Raw genomic sequence first — 21814 nt, forward strand, 5'->3', positions numbered from 1 at the left:
GGCCACGCTACTCCCGCTACCGGCCGGTAGGTGACGCGGATCATGTGAGATATGCACGTAAGGCAAGCCTTACTCGTATCGACGGAGGGTTCAGAGCACGGCGCCGGGGTTGAGGATGCCGTCCGGGTCGAGGGCCTGCTTGATCCGCCGGTTCAGCGCCATCAGGTCGGGCCCGAGCTGGTCGGGGAGTGAGGCCTTCTTGGCCCGGCCCACGCCGTGCTCGCCGGTGATCGTGCCGCCGAGCCCGATGGCGAGTGCCATCACCCCGTCGAACGCCCGTCGGGCACCGGCGACCGAGGCGGGGTCGCTGGCGTCGTACACGACGAGGGGGTGGGTGTTGCCGTCGCCGGCGTGGGCCACGAGGGCGATCTCGACACCGCAGTCCTCGGCGATCCGTGCGATCCCGTCGACCAGGTCGGGCAGCTGGGGGATCGGTACGCCGACGTCCTCGAAGAGCACGCTGCCGCGCTGCTCCACGGCGAGGAAGGCGTTGCGGCGCGCGGCCACGAAGAGGGCGGCCTCCTCCTGGTCGGTGGTGGTGAAGACCTCCGCCGCCCCGGCCGCCTCGCAGCACGCGCGGATCACCTCGACCTCGCCGGCACAGGCCTGGCCCGGCGCGTCGGACTGGGCGATGAGGAGGGCGCCGGCCGACCGGTCGAGCCCGTGGGAGCGCCAGTCCTCGACGGCGTTGATGGTGACGCCGTCCATCAGCTCGAGCATCGAGCAGCGGATCCGGCCGCGGATCGCGACCACGGCCCGCGACGCGTCGGTCATCGACGGGAAGCTCGCCACCAGGGTCGCGCCCGCGAGCTGGGCGGGGATCAGCCGCAGCACCGCCCGGGTGATCACGCCGAGCGTGCCCTCGCTCCCGACGAAGAGCTTCATCAGCGAGAGGCCCGCGACGTCCTTGATCTGCTTGCCGCCCATCCGGACCAGGGTGCCGTCGGCGAGCACGACGTCCATGCCCAGGACGTAGTCGGTGGTGACGCCGTACTTCACGCAGCACAGGCCGCCCGCGTTGGTGGCGAGGTTGCCGCCGATCGAGCAGATCTCGTACGACGACGGGTCGGGTGGGTACCACAGGCCGTGCTCCGCGGCGGCGTGCTTGACCTCGGCGTTGAGCGCGCCCGGCTCGACGACGGCGACCTGGCTCGCGGGGTCGACCGTGATCGACCGCATCCGGTCGAGCGAGATCGTGATGCCGCCGTCCACGGCCGACGAGCCGCCGGACAGCCCGGTCCCGGCGCCGCGCGGGACGACGGGGATGCGGTGCCGGGCGGCCCACCGCACCGCCTCCTGCACCTGCGCGGCGTCCTCGGCGCGGACCACGGCGAGCGGCGACCCCGCCGACCCGTCGCGGGCGAAGTCCTCGCGGTACTTCTCCATCTCGGCGGCACCGGTCACCACCACGCCGGCAGGCAGGGTGTCGACCAGCTCGCGCACGGCAGCCACGACGGCGTTGTCGGCCTCCATGGACGCAGTCTGCCAGTGCGCCCGGACCCTTCGCAGATGGTTGTCCCGGAGCACCTTCATCATCACCGATGCTTATCGCGCGATGGAAGACCGGTCTTTGACGACGGACGCCCGGCGGGGGAGGCTGGGAGCGGCGGCGCCGTGCCGCGGAGGAGGAGCCCAGATGCGGTCGGACGAGGATCCGCGGGACGACCTGAAGGTCAGCCCGCCGAAGAAGTACGCCGCCGGGGTTCCCGCGGTCGCCCACGCCATGGAGTACTCCCTGGCCCAGGCCGGTCCGAAGCGGACGCTGCTGACCCTGCTCAGCCTCAACCAGGCCGAGGGCATCGACTGCCCCGGCTGCGCCTGGCCCGACCCGAAGCACCGGCACAAGAACGAGTACTGCGAGAACGGCGCCAAGCACGTCAACGACGAGGCGACCACGCGGCGGGTCACCCGCGAGTTCTTCGCCCAGCACTCCATCGCCGAGCTGGACCAGAAGTCCGACATGTGGCTCAACCACCGCGGCCGGCTCACCGAGCCGATGGTGAAGCGCCCGGGGGGGACCCACTACGAGCCGATCGGCTGGGACGAGGCGTTCGCGCTGGTCGCCGACGAGCTCAACGGGCTCGGCTCGCCGGACGAGGCGATGTTCTACACCTCGGGCCGGCTCAACAACGAGGCCGCCTTCCTGCTCCAGCTCTTCTCGCGGTCCTTCGGCACCAACAACCTCCCCGACTGCTCGAACATGTGCCACGAGTCGAGCGGCTCCGGTCTCGGCGAGACCCTCGGCATCGGCAAGGGCAGCGTCTCCCTCGACGACATCCACGAGTCCGACCTCGTCTTCGTCGTGGGCCAGAACCCCGGCACCAACCACCCGCGGATGCTGTCGGCCCTCGAGGAGACCAAGCGCAACGGCGGCCACGTCGTGGCGGTCAACCCGCTGCCCGAGGCCGGCCTGTTCCGCTTCAAGAACCCGCAGAAGCCGCGCGGCGTCATCGGCAACGGCACCGCCATCGCCGACCAGTTCCTCAAGATCCGCCCCGGTGGCGACCTCGCCCTCTTCCAGATGCTCAACAAGCTGCTGCTGGAGGCGGAGGACGCCGCTCCCGGCACGGTCGTCGACCACGACTTCATCGCCGCCAACTGCATCGGGTACGACGACTTCGCGGCCCACGTCCGCCAGGTGACCTGGGAGCACGTGCTCGAGGCGACCGGCCTGACCCGCGCGGAGATCGAGGAGGTCCGGGACCGCGTGCTCGCGGCGAAGAGCGTCATCGTCTGCTGGGCGATGGGGCTGACGCAGCACCGCCACGGCGTACCGACCATCCGCGAGATCGTGAACTTCCTGCTGCTGCGCGGCAACCTCGGCCGGCCCGGTGCCGGTGTGTGTCCCGTGCGCGGCCACAGCAACGTGCAGGGCGACCGGACGATGGGCATCTGGGAGCGGGTGCCCGACTCCTTCCTCGACCGCCTCGGCGAGGAGTTCGGCTTCGAGCCGCCGCGGGCCCACGGCTACGACTCGGTCGCCGGCGTCCGTGCGATGCGGGACGGCAAGGCGTCGGTGTTCATCGCGGCGGCGGGCAACTTCGTGCGTGCGATGTCCGACAGCGACGTCACCGAGCAGGCGCTGCGCAGCTGTCGGCTGACCGTGCAGATCTCGACGAAGCTCAACCGCTCGCACACCGTGTGCGGCGACACCGCGCTGATCCTGCCGACGCTGGGACGCAGCGACCGCGACGTGCAGGCGACGGGGGAGCAGTTCGTAACCGTCGAGGACTCGATGAGCGAGGTGCACCAGTCCCGCGGCCGCCTCGACCCGGCCTCGCCCGACCTGCTCAGCGAGGTCGCGATCATCGGGCGAATGGCGCGGGCGACGCTCGGTCCCGACAACCCCGTGCCGTGGGAGGACTTCGAGGCCGACTACGCGCTGGTCCGCGACCGGATCGCGCGCGTCGTCCCGGGCTTCGAGGACTTCAACGAGCGGGTCGCGCACCCGGGCGGCTTCCGGCTGCCCAACCCGGTCAACTCGGGTGTCTACCCGACGCCGAGCGGCAAGGCGGTCTTCACCGCCAACGCCTTCGACCGGATCACCGCTCCGGCCGGCCACCTGGTGCTCCAGAGCCTGCGCTCCCACGACCAGTGGAACACCATCCCGTACGCCATGAACGACCGCTACCGCGGCATCCACGACGCCCGCCGGATCGTGATGGTCAACCCCGACGACCTCGCGGAGCTCGGCATCGCCGACCGTGCCGAGGTCGACATCGTCAGCATCTGGGACGACGGCGTGGAGCGCCGGGCGAAGGGCTTCACCGTGGTCGGCTACCCGGCGGCGCGCGGCTCGGCGGCGTCGTACTACCCGGAGACCAACGTCCTGGTGCCGCTCGACAGCGTCGCCGAGATCAGCAACACGCCGACCTCCAAGGGCGTGATCGTCCGGTTGGAGCCCGTTGTCGCTGCACGCTGACCCGGAGGGCCGCCACGTCGTCCGCGTGGGGCTCGGCCTGCTCGTGCCGGGCACGCTGCTCCTGCTGGCCGGACGCCCCGAGCTGATCCTGTACGCCGTCTTCGGCTCCTTCACCGGGATGTACGGCCGGACCGAGCCGGCTCCCGAGCGGCAGCGGCACCAGTTCCACGGCGCCGGCATGCTGGTGACCGGGGTGGCGCTGGGCGTCGCGTTCTCGGAGCTGCGCGTCCCGGCGGTGCTCGTGGTGCTCGGCGTCACGGCGTACGCCGTCGTCGGCTCCGTGCTGGCGGACTGGCTGCGCCTGCAGCCGGGCGGCCCGTTCTTCGGCATCTTCGCCTTCGGCGCGACCGCGACGGTCGGCCCCGGCCTGGTCAGCCCGTACGGCGCCGTCCTCATCTGCGCGGGCACGGCGACCTGGTGCCTCGCCCTCGGCCTCGCCCGGGTGTTCCGAGCGGGCTCGGCCGAGCCGCCCGCGCCGCCGGCTCGCGGACTCCCGGCGGGCACCAGCGTCCATGCCCTGCGCTACGCCGTGGCGATCGCCGCCGCCGGGCTGGCCGGTCTCGCGTTGGGCATCGAGCACGCCAACTGGGCGATGGCCTCGGCAGCCGTCCCGCTCGCGGTCGTGGTCGTCGGCGAGCGGCTCGAGCTCGGCGCCGTCGTCCACCGCGCGACGCACCGGGTCACCGGCACCCTGGCCGGTCTGGTCGTCAGCGCCGCGGTGCTGCTGCCCGGGCCGCGCCCGGAGGTGCTGGCGGTGGTGGTGATGGTGCTGCTGTTCCCGACCGAGCTCTTCCTCAGCCGGCACTACGGGCTGGCGCTCGGCTTCTTCACCCCCCTCATCATGATCATGACGGAGCTGGCCGTGCCGGCCGACCCGTCGGGAATGCTCCTCGCCAGGGGAGTGGACACCCTGATCGGCGTGGTCGCCGGGGTCGCGGCCGCCGCCGTGATCGGTGGACGACCGGACCGGCACCAGGAGAGGACCGAGACATGGGCCGCGTGACCGCACGACGCAAGGTGCTCCGGATCCGCGACGGCGTCGTGGACCAGCGTCCCGACACGCTCGCCGCCGAGGAGCCGATGGAGATCCGGGTCGGCGGCCGGGCGCTCACCATCACGATGCGCACCCCCGGCGACGACTTCGACCTCGCCGTCGGCTTCCTCGTCAGCGAGGGCGTGGTCCGGGCCGCCGGCGACGTCGTGGCCGCGCGCTACTGCGCCGGCGCCACCGACGACGGCAGCAACACCTACAACGTCGTCGACGTGGCGCTCGAGCCGTCGCTGCCGCCGCTCGACGTCTCGCTGGAGCGCAACTTCTACACGACCTCGTCGTGCGGCCTGTGCGGCAAGGCCAGCCTCGACGCCGTGCGGACGGCCTCCACCTGGTCCGTCGCCGACGACCCGCTCCGGCTGACGCCGGAACTGCTGTCCGCCCTGCCCGAGCGGCTGCGTGAGGCGCAGCGCGTGTTCGACCGGACCGGTGGCCTCCACGCCGCGGCGCTCTTCTCCGCGACCGGCGAGCTGGTCGTCGTACGGGAGGACGTGGGGCGGCACAACGCCGTCGACAAGGTGGTCGGCCACGCCGTGCGCAACGGGCTGCTCCCGCTGCGCGAGTCGATCCTGATGGTCAGCGGCCGGGCGTCCTTCGAGCTGGTGCAGAAGGCCGTGATGGCCGGGATCCCCGCTTTGGCGGCGGTCTCGGCGCCGTCCTCCCTGGCCGCCGACCTGGCCGAGGAGAACGGGATGACCCTGGTCGGCTTCCTGCGCGGCGCGTCGATGAACGTCTACGCCGGGGCCGACCGGGTCCTGCTGGACGACTGAGCCTCGCCCCCGAGCAGGGCCTCGAGGTCGACGCCGCGGGCCGTCTCGACGAGTGCACGGGCGAGCAGCGACTCCGGGCCGTGCCCGGCCAGCACGAGCCCGACCTGGGGGGTGCGCCGCGGCTTCGGCAGCGGGAGCGCCCGGATGCCGTCGGGTACGCCGAAGGCAGGCAGCCACGTGTGCGGGACGATGCTGGACAGGCCCAGCGCGGCCACGTGGGCGTAGATCGCGGAGACCGTGTCGGTCTCGACGACGACGCTGGCCTCGACGCCCGTGTCGGTGAGGTGGCCGTCGATGATCCGGCGGTTCTGCATGTCCGGCGTGAGCAGGCACAGGGGCGCCCCCGCGGCCTCCGCCCAGGTCAGGGCGTCGAGCTGCCCGAGGTCGCCGTCCGCCGGGGTCAGGAACAGGTAGCGCTCGCGGTAGAGCGGTACGACGCGGACCTTGCCGAGCGGCTCGCCGTCGACGTACGTCATCCCGACGTCGACCTCGAAGTCGTTGAGGCGGCCGACGATGTCGCGCGACGACATCGACTCGAGCCGGTAGCGGACGAGCGGGTGGCGCTGGCGCATCGGCGCCGTCAGCAGGGACGCGACGCCGAGGGCGGTCGGGATCGCGCCGATGCGGAGCGTGCCGGACAGGCCACCGCGCATCTCCGCGAGGGTCTGGTCCAGCGCGTCGCGCTCGGCGAGGATCCGCTGGGCCCAGTGCAGCACCTGCACCCCCTCGGGCGTGAAGCCCTCGAAGCGCTGGCCGCGCCGCACGATCTGCACGCCGAGCTCGCGCTCGAGCTTGCGGATGCCGGCGGACAACGCCGGCTGCGTCACGTGGCAGGCCTGCGCCGCGCGCCCGAAGTGGCCCTCGCGGGACAGGGCGGCGAGGTACTCCAGCCGGCGCAGCAGCATGGCGCTCACCCTAAGGCTCCCCGGCGCCTAGGCTCGGCAGCGTGAAGCGTCCTCCGTTGGCCGCGACGGCCTGGCCGCGCCTGCTCTCCGCCGTCCTCGCCGGTACGACGGCCGCGGTGCTCGGCTCCCTCGTCGAGGTCCAGCTCGGGGTGCTCCTGGCGATCGCGGTCGCCGGCACGGTCTACGTGGTCTTCGGCTGGACCGTGCTCTGGCCGATGGACGCCGATGCCACCCGCGTCAACGCGACCCACGAGGACCTCAGCCCCGGCGTGGACGAGGTCGTCGTCGGGGCGGCGGCCCTGGGCGGCCTCGGCGGCGTGGTCGCGCTGCTGCTCGTCGGGTCCGACGTCGCCGGGCGCGCCGACGCGGCCGTGGCGCTGGGCGGGGTCTTCGTGGCGTGGGCGTCGCTGCACCTGATGTACGCGACCCGCTACGCGCACCTGTACTACTCCGGCACGCCGGGCGGCATCGACTTCAACGCCCCGGCGGACGGGTCCGAGCCGCCCGCGTTCCGCGACTTCCTCTACTTCAGCTACAACCTCGGCATGACCTACCAGGTCTCCGACACGAGCGTGCAGAGCGCGGCGATCCGCGCGGTCGTGCTGCGGCACTGCCTGATCTCGTACGTCTTCGGCGCCGCGATCCTCGCCACCACGATCAACCTCGTGGTCGGGATCGTCGCGACCTGACGCCAGCCCGCCCAGACACGAGCCCGCTCAGACGCCGGCGGCGACCGGCAGGTGCTCGGCGACCAGCTCGTCGACCGCGTCCGCCCAGGTACGACGCAGCACGCGCTCGCGGCCCGCCGCGCCCATCAGGTGGCGGTGCGGGTCGGCGACGACGGCGCTCACCGCGCGGACCAGGTCGCGCCCGTCGCCGGGCTCGTGCAGCACCCCGGTCTCGAGGTGGGCGACGACGTCGCGGGCCCCACCGGCGCGCGGCGCGACCACCGGGACGCCGGACGCGGCGGCCTCGCGCAGCGCGTGGCAGTCGGTCTCGTGCTCGCCGGGGTGGACCAGGACGTCGAGGGTCGGCATCGCGACCGTCAGGTCGCCGATCGACAGCGGGCCGGTGAACCGGGCACCGGGTACGCGGCGGGCCAGCCACTCGCGCTCGGGCCCGTCCCCGACCACCACGAGGCGGGTGCCGGGGATCCGCGCGACGTCGGCGAGGCGTCGTACGCCTGCGGGCTTGTGGAGGCCGCCCACGAAGCCGACGACCACGCGCCCGCCGTCGCGGGAGCCGGCCTTCGACCACGAGGCGTGCAGCCACGGGTCGCGCAGCGTCGGGTTGAAGGCCCGGTTGTCGACGCCGGGCTCCCACAGCGACGCCTCGACGCCGAGCTCGGCGGCGCGCTCGACCATCCAGCGCGACGTGACCAGCACGCGGTCGGCGCGGTCGGCGATCCTGGCCCGCCAGTAGTCGGCGGCGAGGTCGAGGACCGCGGACTGCTCGACGGCGACGCTCGGCACGCCGAGGCGCGCTGCGTGCTTGAGCGCCTTGCGGCCCACGTTGCGGGGCGAGTGGGCCTGGACGACGTCGGCGCCGAAGGACTCGATCGCCTCGCGCACCTGCGCGCCGGTCGGCTCGAGCGGGCGCACGCGGACGACGTCGCAGCCGCGGTAGCTGCCCAGGCCCGGGCCGGGGGCGACGATCCGCACCGCGTGGCCGAGGTCGACGAGGCGGTCCACCGTCGCCTTGAGCGTGGTGGTCGTGCTGTCGACGGCCGGGTAGAAGCTCTCGGTGGCCAGGAGGATCCTCATGTCCACCACGGTGGGGCGGCGACGTTGCGGGACCGCGGGCTGCGGGTTGCGGTCGGGTGAACGCTCGGCGTTCGTCGCGACCCGCCCCGGGCCTGTCCGAGCGTCGGGACGCTACTGCCCGGTAGTCGGACATATCTCACACGCACGGTGACAGTGGTCATGTCACGGATAGTCTTGTCGCTCGTGACTGACTCGCCCCTGACGCTGGCGCAACCCGAAGACGCGCACACGCGCGCCGACTGGGAGGCCGCCACCGCCGCCGTGCTGCGCAAGTCCCGCAAGCTCGGCGACAACGACCCCGACGGCGCGGTGTGGGAGAAGCTCACCCGCACCACGCTCGACGGCATCGGCATCACCCCGCTCGGCCTGCCCGGTGGCGCGACCAGCCCGGTCCGGCCCACCCGCCAGGGCGCGTGGGACATCCGGAGCCTGGTGAGCGGCCCCGACGCCAAGCTCGCCAACGAGGCCGCGTTGGTCGACCTCGACGGCGGCGTCACCAGCCTGTGGCTGGCCGCGGACGAGTCCACCGACGTCGCCGCCACGCTGGCCAACGTCCTGCTCGACCTCGCGCCCGTCGTCCTCGACGCCCCGTCGGCGACCACGCAGGTGGCCGAGGCGTTCCTCGCGCTGCCCGGTGCGAAGCACCCGGACAGCAACCTCGGGATCGACCCGCTCGGCGTCATGCTGCGCGACATCCCGATCGCCGTCGACGAGGCCGTCGCCGAGCTGCAGACGCTGGCCCGCAAGGCCGACCAGCACGACATCCGTGCCATCGTCGTCGACGCCACGGCTGCCCACGACCTCGGCGCCAGCGACGCACAGGAGCTGGGCTGGTCGCTCGCCGCCGGCGTCGCCTACCTGCGCTGGCTGACCGACCACGGCCTCACGGTCGACCAGGCCGCCGCCCAGGTCGAGTTCCGGTACGCCGCCACCGACGAGCAGTTCCCGACGATCGCCAAGCTGCGTGCCGCCCGGGTGCTGTGGGCGCGGGTGCTCGAGCTCAGCGGCGCGACCGCGACCGGCCAGCGCCAGCACGCCGTGACCAGCCGGCCGATGCTCAGCAAGTACGACCCCTACGTCAACATGCTGCGCGGCACCGTCGCGGCCTTCGCCGCCGGCGTCGGTGGCGCGGACGCCGTCACCGTGCTGCCCTTCGACAGCGCCAACGGCCTGCCGGACGGCTTCGGTCGCCGCATCGCCCGCAACGTCAACCACCTGCTCATCGACGAGTCCCACGTGGCCGCGGTCGCCGACCCGGCCGGCGGCGCCTACGCCGTCGAGCAGCTGACGACCGACCTCGCCGAGGCGGGCTGGGCGGAGTTCCAGCGGCTCGAGCAGGAGTGGGAGAGCGGTCACGACTTCGACCCGTTCCGCGAGCGCATCGCCGCGGTGGTCGCGAAGCGCGAGGCCGACATCGCCCGCCGCAAGCGCCCGCTGACCGGCGTCAGCGAGTTCCCGAACCTCGCCGAGACGCTGCCCGAGCGCGCCGCCGACCCGCTCAACGACCGGGTCCGCCGCTACGGCGCCTCCTTCGAGGCGCTGCGCGACGAGCCGGCCGCGCAGCCGGTCTTCCTGGCGACGCTGGGCTCCATCGCGCAGCACACCGCCCGGGCGACCTTCATCAGCAACCTGTTCGCCGCCGGTGGCATCGCGGTCGAGGCCGCGGGGCCGACGTCCGGTGTCGAGGACCTGCTGGCGTCGTACACAGGGCAGGCGGTGGTGTGTCTCGCCGGCACCGACGCCGCCTACGGTGAGTGGGGCGCGGCGGCCGTCGCGGCGCTCCGCGAGGCGGGCGCCCAGCACGTGATCATCGCCGGCAAGCCCGACGCCGTGGACGCGGAGGTCGACGACGCCGCTGCCATGGGCGTCGACGCCCTGGCGTTCCTGACCGTCACGAGGGAGAAGCTGGCATGACCATCCCCAAGAGCTTCGCGGGCCTCCCGCTGGCCTCCGACCGGGCCGCGGCCGCCGCGCCCGACCTGCCGGTCGCCGAGGGCTGGAAGAGCCCCGAGGGCATCGAGATCAAGCCGTCCTACGGCCCCGACGACCTCGCCGGCCTCGACGCGCTCGACACCTTCCCGGGCCTGAGCCCGTTCCTGCGCGGGCCCTACCCGACGATGTACACCACGCAGCCGTGGACGATCCGGCAGTACGCCGGCTTCTCCACCGCCGAGGAGTCCAACGCCTTCTACCGCCGCAACCTCGCGGCCGGCCAGAAGGGCCTCTCGGTCGCCTTCGACCTCGCGACCCACCGCGGCTACGACTCCGACCACCCGCGCGTGCGCGGCGACGTCGGCATGGCCGGCGTGGCGATCGACTCGATCTACGACACCCGGACCCTGTTCGACGGCATCCCGCTCGACCAGATGTCGGTGTCGATGACGATGAACGGCGCGGTCCTGCCGGTGCTCGCGCTCTACATCGCCGCGGCCGAGGAGCAGGGGGTGAAGCCGGAGCAGCTCAGCGGGACCATCCAGAACGACATCCTCAAGGAGTTCATGGTCCGCAACACCTACATCTACCCGCCGACGCCGTCGATGCGGATCATCTCCGACATCTTCGCGTTCACCAGCCAGCGGATGCCGCGCTTCAACTCGATCTCGATCTCCGGCTACCACATGCAGGAGGCCGGGGCGACCGCCGACCTCGAGCTCGCCTACACGCTCGCCGACGGTGTCGAGTACATCCGCGCCGGCCTCGAGTCGGGCCTGACCATCGACCAGTTCGCGCCGCGCCTGTCCTTCTTCTGGGCGATCGGCATGAACTTCTACATGGAGGTCGCGAAGATGCGCGCGGCCCGGGCCCTCTGGTCGCGCCTGGTCCGCCAGTTCGACCCGCAGAACCCGAAGTCGCTGTCGCTGCGCACGCACTCGCAGACCTCGGGCTGGTCGCTCACCGCGCAGGACGTCTTCAACAACGTCGGCCGCACGGCCATCGAGGCGATGGCCGCGACCCAGGGCCACACCCAGTCGCTGCACACCAACGCCCTCGACGAGGCGATCGCGCTGCCGACCGACTTCTCGGCCCGGATCGCGCGCAACACCCAGCTGCTGCTGCAGCAGGAGAGCGGCACCACCTTCTCGATCGACCCGTGGGCCGGCTCCTACTACGTGGAGAAGCTGACCCACGACCTCGCGGAGCGCGCCTGGGCGCACATCCAGGAGGCCGAGGCCGCCGGCGGCATGGCCGCCGCGATCGAGCAGGGCATCCCGAAGATGCGCATCGAGGAGGCCGCCGCCCGCACCCAGGCGCGGATCGACTCGGGCGCCCAGAAGGTCATCGGCGTCAACACCTTCCGGCTGCCGGCCGAGGACCCGCTCGAGGTCCTCAAGGTCGACAACGACGAGGTCTACCGCCAGCAGGTCGCCAAGCTCGAGCGGCTGCGCGCCGAGCGCGACCAGGGCGACGTCGAGGCGGCCCTCGAGGCGCTCACCCGCTCCGCCGACACCGGCGACGGCAACCTGCTCGACCTCGCGGTCGCCGCGGCCCGCAACAAGGCCACGGTCGGCGAGATCTCCGACGCGCTGGAGAAGGTCTACGGCCGCCACCAGGCGGTGATCCGTACGATCTCGGGCGTGTACAAGAGCGAGGTCGGCAACGACGATGCCGCCGCGGCCGTGCTGGCCGCGACGGCGAAGTTCGAGGAGGACGAGGGCCGTCGCCCGCGCATCCTCGTCGCCAAGATGGGCCAGGACGGCCACGACCGCGGCCAGAAGGTCGTCGTCTCGGCCTTCGCCGACCTCGGCTTCAACGTCGACGTGGGGCCGCTGTTCTCCACGCCGGAGGAGGTCGCCCAGCAGGCCGTCGACGCGGACGTCCACATCGTCGGCGTCTCGTCGCTCGCGGCCGGCCACCTGACCCTCCTCCCGGCGCTGAGGAAGGCGCTGGAGGAGCAGGGCCGCGGCGACATCATGATCGTCATCGGCGGCGTGATCCCGCCCGACGACGTGCCGACGCTCAAGGAGATGGGCGCGGCTGCGGTGTTCCTGCCGGGCACGGTCATCGCCGAGTCCGCGCTGGAGCTCCTCGAGGACCTCTCGCAGCAGCTCGGTCACTGAGCTCGCGCCGTGGTCAGTGGAGCGGAGCAGGTGGCGGCACTCGTCGAGGGAGTGCTCGCGGGCAAGCGCGCCCAGGTCTCGCGGGCGATCACGCTCGTCGAGTCCCGCAAGCCCGCCCACCGCGAGCTCGCCCGCGACCTGCTCGCCCAGCTGGCGCCCCATGCCGGCAACGCGATCCGGGTCGGCATCTCCGGCGTGCCCGGCGTCGGGAAGTCGACGACGATCGAGGCGCTGGGCACCAACCTGACCGCCGAGGGGCACAAGGTCGCGGTCCTCGCGGTGGACCCGAGCTCGGTCCGCACGGGGGGATCGGTCCTCGGCGACAAGACCCGGATGGCGCGGCTCTCGGTCGACCCGAACGCCTACATCCGGCCCAGCCCCAGCGAGGGCACGCTCGGCGGTGTCGCACGCGCGACCGCGCAGGCGATGACCATCGTCGAGGCCGCCGGGTACGACGTCGTGCTGGTCGAGACCGTCGGCGTCGGCCAGTCCGAGGTCACGGTCGCGGGGATGGTCGACACCTTCCTGTTCCTGACGATCGCCCGCACCGGCGACCAGCTCCAGGGCATCAAGAAGGGCATCCTCGAGATCACCGACGTGATCGCGGTGAACAAGGCCGATGACGGGGAGCAGGAGATGGCTGCGCGGGTGGCTGCCCGGGAGCTCTTCGGGGCGCTCAAGCTGGTGCGCGGCTCGGCCGCCGCGCCGCCGGTCGTCACCTACTCGGGCCTGTACAACAAGGACCTCGACATCGTCTGGGGCGAGGTGCTGCGCCATCGCGAGCGCCTCGGCGCCGACGGTCTCGCCCGCAAGCGCGCCGAGCAGCAGCTCGACTTCACGTGGGCGCTGGTCCGCGACGAGCTGGACCAGCGGCTGCGCCACCACGCCGGCGTGCGCGCCGTCCAGGACGAGGTTCGCGCCGCCGTGCTCTCGGGCGACCTGAGCGCGCCGCTGGCCGCCGACCGGATCCTCGCCGCCTACGACGCCTGACCCCGGATAGGCTGGCTTGGTGGACCTGCGTGAGACCTCCGACCTGCTGGCGCTCGTCGCCGCCGTCGTCGACAAGTACGACGACGAGCTGGTCGCGTTCCGCCGGGACCTCCACCAGCACCCCGAGCTGTCCTGGGCGGAGCGGCGGAGCGTCGACCGCGTCGCCGAGCGCCTCGACGGCACCGGCTGGCGGCTCACCCGCACGCCCCGCAGCGGGCTGGTCGCCGACCTCGGCGACAGCGGCCCGATCGTCGCGCTCCGGGCGGACCTCGACGCGCTGCCCGTCGACGACCTGACCACCGACCCGTGGCGCAGCACGAACGAGGGCGTCGCGCACGCGTGCGGCCACGACGTGCACGTCGCCTCGCTCGTCGGCGCTGCCCACGCGCTGGCCGAGCTGCACCAGCAGGGGCAGCTCGCGGGACGGGTGCGCCTGCTCTTCCAGCCCGCCGAGGAGGTCATGCCCGGCGGCGCGAAGCACCTGATCAGCCACGGCGCGCTCGAGGGCGTGCAGCGGATCTTCGCGCTGCACTGCGACCCCTCGGTCGACGTGGGGGCGATCGGAGTGCGCACCGGTCCGATCACGAGCGCGGCCGACCGCATCGACGTACGCCTCGAGGGCAACGGCGGGCACACCTCGCGCCCCCACCTGACCGGCGACTTGACCTTCGCGCTGGCGAAGATCACCAGCGAGCTGCCGGCCGTGCTGAGCCGGCGGATGGATCCCCGCGCCGGCGTCAGCGTCGTGTGGGGCATGCTCCGCGCGGGCTCGGCCCCCAACGTGATCCCCGACCGCGGCATCGCGAGTGGCACGGTCCGGATCCTCGAGGCGGGCGCCTGGGCTGCGTGCGAGCCGGTGGTGCGCGAGGCGGTGCTCGACATCGTCCGGCCCTACGGCATCACCGCGACCGTCGACTACCTCCAGGGCGTCCCGCCGGTCGTCAACGACGGCGTCTGCACCGCCATGGTCACCACCGCGGCCGACGAGCTGCTCGGCCCGCACCACCGTACCGAGGTCGAGCAGAGCCTCGGCGGCGAGGACTTCGGGTGGTACCTCGAGGACGTCCCCGGCTCGATGTTCCGGCTCGGCACGCGCACCCCCGGGGGAGCGCGCTTCGACCTGCACCAGGGCGACTTCGAGGTCGACGAGCAGGCGATCGGCTACGGCGCCAAGATGCTCGCCGGTGTCGCCGTGGTCGCCCTCGCCGCCGGCTGAGGCGTCCGCTAGCCCTTCCGGTACGGCACCCCGTCGGCCGCCGGCGCCCGCGAGGCCCCGACCAGTCCGGCGACGGCGATGATGGTGACGACGTACGGCAGCATCAGCATGAACTGGCTGGGCACGGCCGAGCCGAGCACCGACAGCACGCCCGACAGGTTGGTCGCGAAGCCGAAGAGCAGCGCCGCCAGGGTGGCCCGGACCGGGTCCCAGCGCCCGAAGATGACGGCCGCGAGGGCGATATAGCCCGCGCCGTCGGTCATCTCCTCGCCGAACTGCGGCACCGAGACCAGGGTGTACGTCGCCCCGCCGATGCCGGCGACCAGGCCGGCGATGAGGAGCGTCGTGTAGCGGGTGCGGTTGACCTTGATGCCCACCGTGTCGGCGGCCTTCGGGTGCTCGCCGACCGCGCGGACGCGCAGGCCCCAGCGGGTGCGGTAGAGGGCCCAGGCGACGAGCGCGACGGCGGCGTACATCAGGTAGACGAGGATCGTCTGGCGGAAGAGCACCGGGCCGATGACGGGGATGTCGCCGAGGCCGGGGATCGCGATCCGCTCGAACTGCGCCGGCGCGTTGAGGCCCTCGGGGTTCTCCGTCATCACCTGGCCGTAGAGGAAGCTGGTGATGCCGATGACGAGCACGTTGAGGACGACACCGACGATGACCTGGTCGACGAAGTAGGTGATCGCGAAGAAGCCGAGCACCAGCGCCACGAGGGCGCCGGCCAGCATGGCCGCGACGAGGCCGCCCCACGGCGATCCGGTGATCGTGCCGAACATGGCGGCCGCGAAGGCGCCGGACAGCAGCTGGCCGTCGATGGCGATGTTGACGACGCCGGCACGCTCGCCCAGGACGCCGCCCAGCGCGCCGAACACGAGCGGCACGGCGAGGGCGATGGAGCCGCCCAGCAGGCCGATGACCGGCAGCGTCTCGCCGGCCGCGGCCCAGCACAGGAAGCCGGTCATGGCGAGCACGGCGAAGACCGCCACCAGCCAGAGGGGGGTACGACGCCCGCGGCTCACCAGCAGCGCGGACGCCGCGGTGATGATCGCCAGCAGCACCACCATGGTCGCGAACGCGGCGCTCGACGGGACGACGACCTCGGGCAGCTCGAAGAAGTCGGTGTCGGTCGCGAGCCGGAAGGTGGTGTCGCCCTCGGCGCCCTTGAACCCGAGCAGCAGGGCCAGCAGGAAGGTCACGATCCCGAGCACGATCGGCGCCTTGAGGGCGCCGCGCGTGGCGACGACCGGCGTCTCGTCGGGGACGACGGGCATCGGGGTCTTGGCGGTGGTGGTCACGCCGTCACCTCCTTGCTGGGCAGGCGGAAGATCGCACGCACGAGTGGTGGTGCGGCGATGAAGAGCACGATCAGGGACTGCACGACGAGGACGATCTCGATCGGGATGCCCTCGGACGCGGACATCGCGAAGCCGCCGGCCTTCAACGCGCCGAACAGCAGGCCGGCCGCGAGGATGCCGAGCGGGCGCGACCGCCCGAGCAGGGCGACCGTGATGGCGTCGAAGCCGATGCCGGCGTCGAGGTCGACGGTGACGCCGCTGGTCGTCGTACCGAGGATCTGGTTGACGCCCGCGAGGCCGACCAGGCCACCCGCGATCAGCATCACGACGACATAGGTGCGGCCGACGTCGATGCCGGAGGCGCGGGCGGCGTCGGGGTTCTCGCCGACGGCGCGGAAGCGGAAGCCCATCGCGGACTTGTTGAGCAGCCACCACACGAAGCCGACGGCCAGCAGCGCGAGGATGAAGCCGAAGTGGAGGTTGAACTTGTCGCCGAGCAGCTTCGGCAGGATCACCGACTCCGGCATCGCCTCGGACTTCGGGTTGCCCGATCCCGGCGCCTGGAGCCAGCCCTGGCGGGAGAGGGCGTAGAAGACGAGGTAGTAGCCGACGTAGTTCAGCATGATCGTCACGATCACCTCGTGCGCGCCCGTGCGCGCCTTGAGGAGCCCGGCGATCCCGGCCCAGAGGGCTCCCGCCACGGCGCCGGCCAGGATGGCCAGCGGCAGGTGCACGATCGTGGGCAGGTCGAGCGAGACGCCGACCCAGCCGGCCGCGGCGCCGGCGAGCAGCATCTGCCCGCGGCCACCGATGTTGAAGAGCCCGGCGCGGAACGCGAGGCCGACGCCGAGGCCGGCCAGGATCAGCGGTCCGGAGAACTTGAGGGTCTCCGTCAGCGGCCGGATCCGGGTCTCGAACGCGTCGACCTCGCTGTTGTAGATCGCGCCGCGGAAGAGCGCCGAGTAGGCGCCGGTGATCGAGTCGCCGACGGCGTTGAAGAAGTCGCTGGGGCGCGCGCCGATGTAGCCGGCGGCCGAGCGGACGTTCTCGTCGGTCAGCAGGATCATCAGCGAGCCGACGAGGAAGGCGAGCAGCACCGACAGCAGCGAGACCATCGCGTTGCCACCGACGATCTCGCGGGCGACGCCGCGCCACGGGCTCTGGCCGGCGGGCTTCTCCTCGACCTCGGGGGTCTGGACGGCTCCGGGCTCGTTGTTCACGCGACGACTCCTTCCGGCCGCTCGCCGGCCATCATCAGGCCGAGCGTCTCCCTCGGTGTGTCGGCCGGGACGATGCCGACCACCTGTCCGCGGTAGAGCACCATGATCCGGTCCGAGAGCGCGACGATCTCGTCGAGCTCCGTGGACACCAGGAGCACGGGCACGCCGCTGTCGCGGGTCGCGACGATCTGCTTGTGGATGAACTCGATCGAGCCGACGTCGACGCCGCGGGTCGGCTGCGCGGCCACGAGCAGCCGCAGGTCGCGGGACAGCTCGCGGGCCACGACGACCTTCTGCTGGTTGCCGCCGGAGAGCTGCCCGGCGGTCGCCTGGATGCCGGACGCGCGGACGTCGTACTCGACGAGCTTCTGCTCGGCGAACTCCTCCAGCGCCTTGGTGCGGACGGTGCCGAGCCCGACGAACGGGCCGCCGTGGGAGCGGTTGAGCATGAGGTTCTCGGCGATGGTGAAGTTGCTGACCAGGCCGTCGACCTGGCGGTCCTCGGGCACGAAGCCGACGCCGGAGTCGAGCACCTTGCGCACCGACTTGCCGACGAGCTGGTGGCCGTCGAGCTCGATCGAGCCCTTCACGTGCGCCTGGAGGCCGAGCACGGCCTCGGTGAGCTCGGTCTGGCCGTTGCCCTGGACGCCGGCGACGCCGAGGACCTCGCCGGCCGCGATCGAGAAGCTGATCCCGTCGAGGTGCACGTGGCCGGTGTCGTCGCTGACCCGCAGGTCGCGGACGACGAGGGCGTCGGCCCCCGGCTTGGCGGGGTCCTTGTGCACGGTCAGCTCGACCGGCCGGCCCACCATGAGGGCGGCCAGCTCGGCGTTGGTCGCGGTGGGGCTGGCCTCGCCGACGACGGCGCCGCGGCGGATGACCGTGATCCGGTCGGCGATCGCGCGCACCTCGCGCAGCTTGTGGCTGATGAAGACGATCGCCGTGCCCGACTCGCGGAGCTGGCGCATGATCTCCATGAGCTCGTCGGTCTCCTGCGGGGTCAGCACCGCGGTCGGCTCGTCGAAGACGAGGACGCGGGCGTCGCGGGAGAGGGCCTTGATGATCTCGACGCGCTGCTGGACGCCGACGGGCAGGGTCTCGACGAGGGCGTCGGGGTCGACGTCGAACCCGAACCGCTCGGAGATCTCGCGCACCCGCTGCCGCGCGGCGTCGATGTCGAGGGTGCCGGCGAACCCGGTCGCCTCGTTGCCGAGCATGACGTTCTCGGCGACCGTGAACACGGGGATCAGCATGAAGTGCTGGTGGACCATCCCGATGCCGGCCGCCATGGCGTCGCCGGGGCCCGACATCTTCAGCTCGGCACCATCGAGGAGGATCTCGCCCTCGTCGGCCTGGTAGAGGCCGTAGAGGACGTTCATCAGCGTCGACTTCCCGGCACCGTTCTCACCGAGGAGCGCGTGGATCTCGCCCTCGTTGACGGTCAGCGAGATGCGGTCGTTGGCGACCAGCGCTCCGAAGCGCTTGGTGATGCCCCTGAGTTCGAGCGTCATGGAGGCGATCCTCTCCGAGTGACGGGATGGATGCCATCCCCGGGGGTGGAACAGGGGTGAAACACAGTCCGGGGGAGGCCGGCGCAGACCGACCTCCCCCGGAACCGGAGGTGTTACTGGTTGAGGTACGAGGTGACCGGGATCGAGCCGTCGATGATGCCGGCCTTCACCGTGTCGAGCTCGGACACGAGGGTGTCGGAGATCTTGCTCTCGAAGTTGTGGAACGGAGCAAGGCCGACGCCGTCGTTCTCGAGGGTGCCGACGTACGGCGCCATGTCGAGCTTGTCCTCACCGGCGGCGAGGATGGCCTCGTAGGTCGACGTCTTCATGTTCTTGAGGATCGACGTGAACACGATCGCCTGCGTGTTCGGGTCGGTCTCGAAGAAGTCGGCGTCCACACCGACCAGCGCGACGTCCTTGCCGGAGTCCTTGATCGCGGTGAGCGCGCCCTGGTAGATCGGGCCACCGACCGGCAGGATCACGTCGGCGTTCTGGTCGAGGATCTGCTTGGCGGTGTTGGTCGCCTTCTCGTTGGCGTCGAAGCCACCGGTGAAGACGCCCTTGTCGTTGCCCTCCCAGCCGACGAGCTTGACCTTGGTGCCCTTCTCCTTGTTGTAGTAGTCGACACCCTGCTTGAAGCCGTCCATGAAGATCGTGACGGTCGGGAACGGCTGGCCGCCGTAGGTGCCGACGACCTTGGTCTTCGTGTAGTCCGCGGCGGCGTAGCCGGCGAGGAAGGCTGCCTGGGCCGTGTCGTAGAGGATCGGCTTGATGTTGGGCTGGTCGGCCTTGCCGTCGAAGGTCGCACCGTCGTCGCCACCGTCAGCGGCGTCGTCGATCAGGATGTACTCGATGTCGGGGTTGGCCTTGGCCGACTCCTTGGTGGCCGCCGCGAGCGCGAAGCCGACCGTGACGATCGTGTCGCAGCCCGCGCTGACGAAGCCCTCGAGCGCGCCCGCGTAGTCGTTCTCGTTCTTGGACTCGAACTCCTTGTACTCGCTCCCGAGCTTGTCGGCCGCCTCCTTGACGCCCTCGTAGCTGAGCTGGTTGAACGACTTGTCGTTGAAGCCGCCGGCGTCCGAGAGGATGCAGGGCAGATAGTCGTTCTTCTTCTCCGCGCCCTCCTCCGGGGCGTCGCCGCACGCGGCCAGGCTCGCGGCCGCGACGAGAGCGGCGGCGGTGATCGCCGAGGTCCTCTTCCAGGTCTTCACAAATGTCCTCCAGATCGGCGCCCGGGCACGCAGGCCGGGCAGGGGGATGGCGGGAATGCTCGGTGCATCCTCACCCAACGACCGCGCGGCGGGAAGCACCTTCGGTGAAACGGTTACCAACTTGGGACATTTGCACCGGCAGGGCGCTCTCGCCGACGATCCTCGCGCAGACGCAGGGTACGACGAGTAGGTTGTCCCCGTGGTCGATTGGGACTCCCTTCAGCGATCCGCGTCGGAGATCGCCGAGCGCGCCTACGCGCCGTACTCCGGCTACCGGGTCGGTGCCGCCGCGCTTTCCGACGACGGCCGCCTGGTCGTCGGCTGCAACGTCGAGAACGCGGCGTACGGCGTGACGCTGTGTGCCGAGTGCGGGCTCGTCTCCCAGCTGCACGCCACGGGCGGCGGCCGGCTGACCCACTTCGTGTGCGTCAACGGCGCCGGCGAGGTGATCATGCCGTGCGGCCGGTGCCGCCAGCTGCTGTGGGAGAACGGCGGCGCCCCGCTGGAGGTGCTGACCCCCGAGGGCGTCCTCACCATGGACCAGGTGCTGCCGCAGGCGTTCGGACCCGAGAACCTCGGCCTCTGACGGCTGCCGACTAGTGTTCCCGCATGGCTGAATCGCACGACGCCGTCGAGGTCATCCACACCAAGCGTGACCGCGGCACCCTGACCACGAGTCAGATCGACTGGATGGTCGACGCCTACACGCGCGGCGTGGTGGCCGACGAGCAGATGTCCGCGATGGCGATGGCCATCCTCCTCAACGGCATGGACCGGCGCGAGATCGCCGACTGGACCGCCGCGATGATCGCCTCCGGCGAGCGGATGGACTTCTCGTCCCTCTCGCGGCCGACGGCGGACAAGCACTCGACCGGCGGCGTCGGCGACAAGATCACCCTGCCGCTGGCGCCCCTCGTCGCGGCGTGCGGCGTCGCCGTGCCCCAGCTGTCCGGGCGCGGGCTGGGCCACACCGGCGGCACCCTCGACAAGCTCGAGTCGATCCCGGGCTGGCGTGCGCTGCTGTCCAACGAGGAGATGCTGGCGCAGCTCGACGACGTCGGCGCGGTCATCTGCGCGGCCGGGGACGGGCTCGCGCCGGCCGACAAGAAGCTCTACGCGCTGCGCGACGTCACCGGCACCGTCGAGGCGATCCCGCTCATCGCGTCGTCGATCATGAGCAAGAAGATCGCCGAGGGCACGGGCGCGCTCGTGCTCGACGTGAAGGTCGGCAGCGGGGCCTTCATGAAGTCGGTCGACCGGGCGCGCGAGCTCGCCGAGGTGATGGTCGGTCTCGGCACCGACGCGGGCGTCAACACCGTCGCCCTGCTCACGGACATGGACACCCCGCTCGGCCTGACCGCGGGCAACGCGATCGAGGTCACCGAGTCGGTCGAGGTGCTCGCCGGTGGTGGACCGGCCGACGTGGTCGAGCTGACCATCGCGCTGGCCCGCGAGATGCTCGCCGCGGCCGGACGCGACGACATCGACCCCGCTGAGAAGCTGGCCGACGGCTCGGCGATGGACGCGTGGCGGGCGATGATCGCCGCGCAGGGTGGCGACCCGGACGCCCCGCTCCCGGTGGCGCGGGAGAGCCACGTGGTGACCGCGCCCGCCGACGGCGTGCTGACCCGCCTCGACGCCCTCTCCGTCGGCATCGCCGCCTGGCGGCTGGGCGCCGGCCGCGAGCGCAAGGAGGACCCGGTGCAGGCCGGTGCCGGTGTCGTCTGGCACGCCCGCCCCGGCGACGAGGTCCGCGCCGGCGCGCCGCTCTTCACCCTGCTGACCGACACCCCCGACCGCTTCGACCGGGCGCTCGCCGCCCTCGAGGGTGGGTACGACGTCGCGCCGGCCGGCACGCCCTTCGAGCCGCGCCCCCTGGTGATCGACCGGATCGGCTGA

The 21814-nt window shown here is 72.0% G+C and carries 17 protein-coding genes; 10 read left to right on the forward strand and 7 right to left on the reverse strand.

The window, feature by feature from the left end; genetic code table 11:
• Positions 1-90: 90 nt before the first annotated feature.
• Positions 91-1473, reverse strand: a complete 1383-nt coding sequence (locus AC2YHB_RS14070) for an FAD-binding oxidoreductase (RefSeq protein WP_487354156.1) — start codon at positions 1471-1473, stop codon at positions 91-93.
• Between the two features lie 163 nt (positions 1474-1636).
• On the opposite strand from AC2YHB_RS14070, the gene AC2YHB_RS14075 reads away from it, so the two are divergent.
• Genes AC2YHB_RS14075 through fdhD form a run of 3 tightly spaced genes read left to right on the forward strand, consistent with a single transcriptional unit; the run spans position 1637 to position 5743 of the window.
• Entirely contained in the window at positions 1637-3922 is a 2286-nt protein-coding gene (locus AC2YHB_RS14075) for an FdhF/YdeP family oxidoreductase (protein ID WP_036541815.1), read from the forward strand.
• Positions 3906-4925: an FUSC family protein gene (locus AC2YHB_RS14080; RefSeq protein WP_487354157.1), complete on the forward strand. Its 1020-nt coding sequence runs from the start codon at positions 3906-3908 to the stop codon at positions 4923-4925. The genes AC2YHB_RS14075 and AC2YHB_RS14080 overlap by 17 nt, the downstream gene beginning before the upstream one ends.
• Positions 4913-5743 (forward strand): formate dehydrogenase accessory sulfurtransferase FdhD, encoded by an 831-nt coding sequence (gene fdhD, locus AC2YHB_RS14085; RefSeq protein WP_487354158.1) that lies wholly within the window; start codon positions 4913-4915, stop codon positions 5741-5743. Before AC2YHB_RS14080 ends, fdhD begins: the two co-directional genes overlap by 13 nt.
• Here the strand turns inward: fdhD and AC2YHB_RS14090 are convergent.
• A complete protein-coding gene (locus AC2YHB_RS14090; RefSeq protein WP_487354207.1) occupies positions 5707-6648 on the reverse strand; it encodes a LysR family transcriptional regulator in 942 nt (313 codons plus the stop codon). The genes fdhD and AC2YHB_RS14090 overlap by 37 nt on opposite strands.
• A gap of 41 nt (positions 6649-6689) precedes the next feature.
• On the opposite strand from AC2YHB_RS14090, the gene AC2YHB_RS14095 reads away from it, so the two are divergent.
• Positions 6690-7337 carry a DUF1345 domain-containing protein gene (locus tag AC2YHB_RS14095; protein ID WP_308645470.1) on the forward strand — a complete coding sequence of 216 codons (648 nt, stop codon included), beginning with the start codon at positions 6690-6692 and terminating at the stop codon, positions 7335-7337.
• Between the two features lie 27 nt (positions 7338-7364).
• On the opposite strand, the gene AC2YHB_RS14100 is transcribed toward AC2YHB_RS14095, so the two are convergent.
• Complete coding sequence (locus tag AC2YHB_RS14100; protein WP_487354159.1) at positions 7365-8411, reverse strand: glycosyltransferase; 1047 nt, start codon at positions 8409-8411, stop codon at positions 7365-7367.
• A 183-nt stretch (positions 8412-8594) separates the two neighbouring features.
• On the opposite strand from AC2YHB_RS14100, the gene AC2YHB_RS14105 reads away from it, so the two are divergent.
• From AC2YHB_RS14105 to AC2YHB_RS14120, 4 genes are read left to right on the forward strand one after another with little or no spacing between them, the layout of a single operon-like run.
• A complete protein-coding gene (locus AC2YHB_RS14105) occupies positions 8595-10325 on the forward strand; it encodes a methylmalonyl-CoA mutase family protein (RefSeq protein ID WP_487354160.1) in 1731 nt (576 codons plus the stop codon).
• Positions 10322-12469, forward strand: coding sequence for a methylmalonyl-CoA mutase (scpA, locus tag AC2YHB_RS14110; RefSeq protein WP_179647822.1), 2148 nt, complete (start codon positions 10322-10324; stop codon positions 12467-12469). Before AC2YHB_RS14105 ends, scpA begins: the two co-directional genes overlap by 4 nt.
• A gap of 9 nt (positions 12470-12478) precedes the next feature.
• Entirely contained in the window at positions 12479-13459 is a 981-nt protein-coding gene (meaB, locus tag AC2YHB_RS14115; protein ID WP_179647821.1) for a methylmalonyl Co-A mutase-associated GTPase MeaB, read from the forward strand.
• 19 nt (positions 13460-13478) lie between these two features.
• Positions 13479-14675, forward strand: coding sequence for an amidohydrolase (locus tag AC2YHB_RS14120; RefSeq protein ID WP_308645468.1), 1197 nt, complete (start codon positions 13479-13481; stop codon positions 14673-14675).
• 8 nt (positions 14676-14683) lie between these two features.
• Here the strand turns inward: AC2YHB_RS14120 and AC2YHB_RS14125 are convergent, their stop codons facing one another.
• The 4 genes from AC2YHB_RS14125 to AC2YHB_RS14140 form a co-directional block, all read right to left on the reverse strand.
• Complete coding sequence (locus AC2YHB_RS14125; protein ID WP_487354161.1) at positions 14684-15973, reverse strand: ABC transporter permease; 1290 nt, start codon at positions 15971-15973, stop codon at positions 14684-14686.
• The gene (locus AC2YHB_RS14130) at positions 15970-17193 is read right to left on the reverse strand and encodes an ABC transporter permease (protein WP_487354162.1); all 1224 of its coding nucleotides are present in this window, start codon (positions 17191-17193) and stop codon (positions 15970-15972) included. The genes AC2YHB_RS14125 and AC2YHB_RS14130 overlap by 4 nt, the downstream gene beginning before the upstream one ends.
• Complete coding sequence (locus AC2YHB_RS14135; protein ID WP_207006565.1) at positions 17190-18704, reverse strand: ABC transporter ATP-binding protein; 1515 nt, start codon at positions 18702-18704, stop codon at positions 17190-17192. Before AC2YHB_RS14135 ends, AC2YHB_RS14130 begins: the two co-directional genes overlap by 4 nt.
• A 113-nt stretch (positions 18705-18817) precedes the next feature.
• The gene (locus AC2YHB_RS14140; protein WP_487354163.1) at positions 18818-19915 is read right to left on the reverse strand and encodes a BMP family lipoprotein; all 1098 of its coding nucleotides are present in this window, start codon (positions 19913-19915) and stop codon (positions 18818-18820) included.
• Between the two features lie 199 nt (positions 19916-20114).
• Between AC2YHB_RS14140 and AC2YHB_RS14145 the strand changes: the two genes are divergently transcribed.
• Positions 20115-20501, forward strand: a complete 387-nt coding sequence (locus AC2YHB_RS14145; RefSeq protein WP_487354164.1) for a cytidine deaminase — start codon at positions 20115-20117, stop codon at positions 20499-20501.
• Between the two features lie 23 nt (positions 20502-20524).
• Complete coding sequence (locus tag AC2YHB_RS14150) at positions 20525-21814, forward strand: thymidine phosphorylase (RefSeq protein WP_487354165.1); 1290 nt, start codon at positions 20525-20527, stop codon at positions 21812-21814.

This window comes from Nocardioides sp. SRI_004, assembly GCF_057586415.1.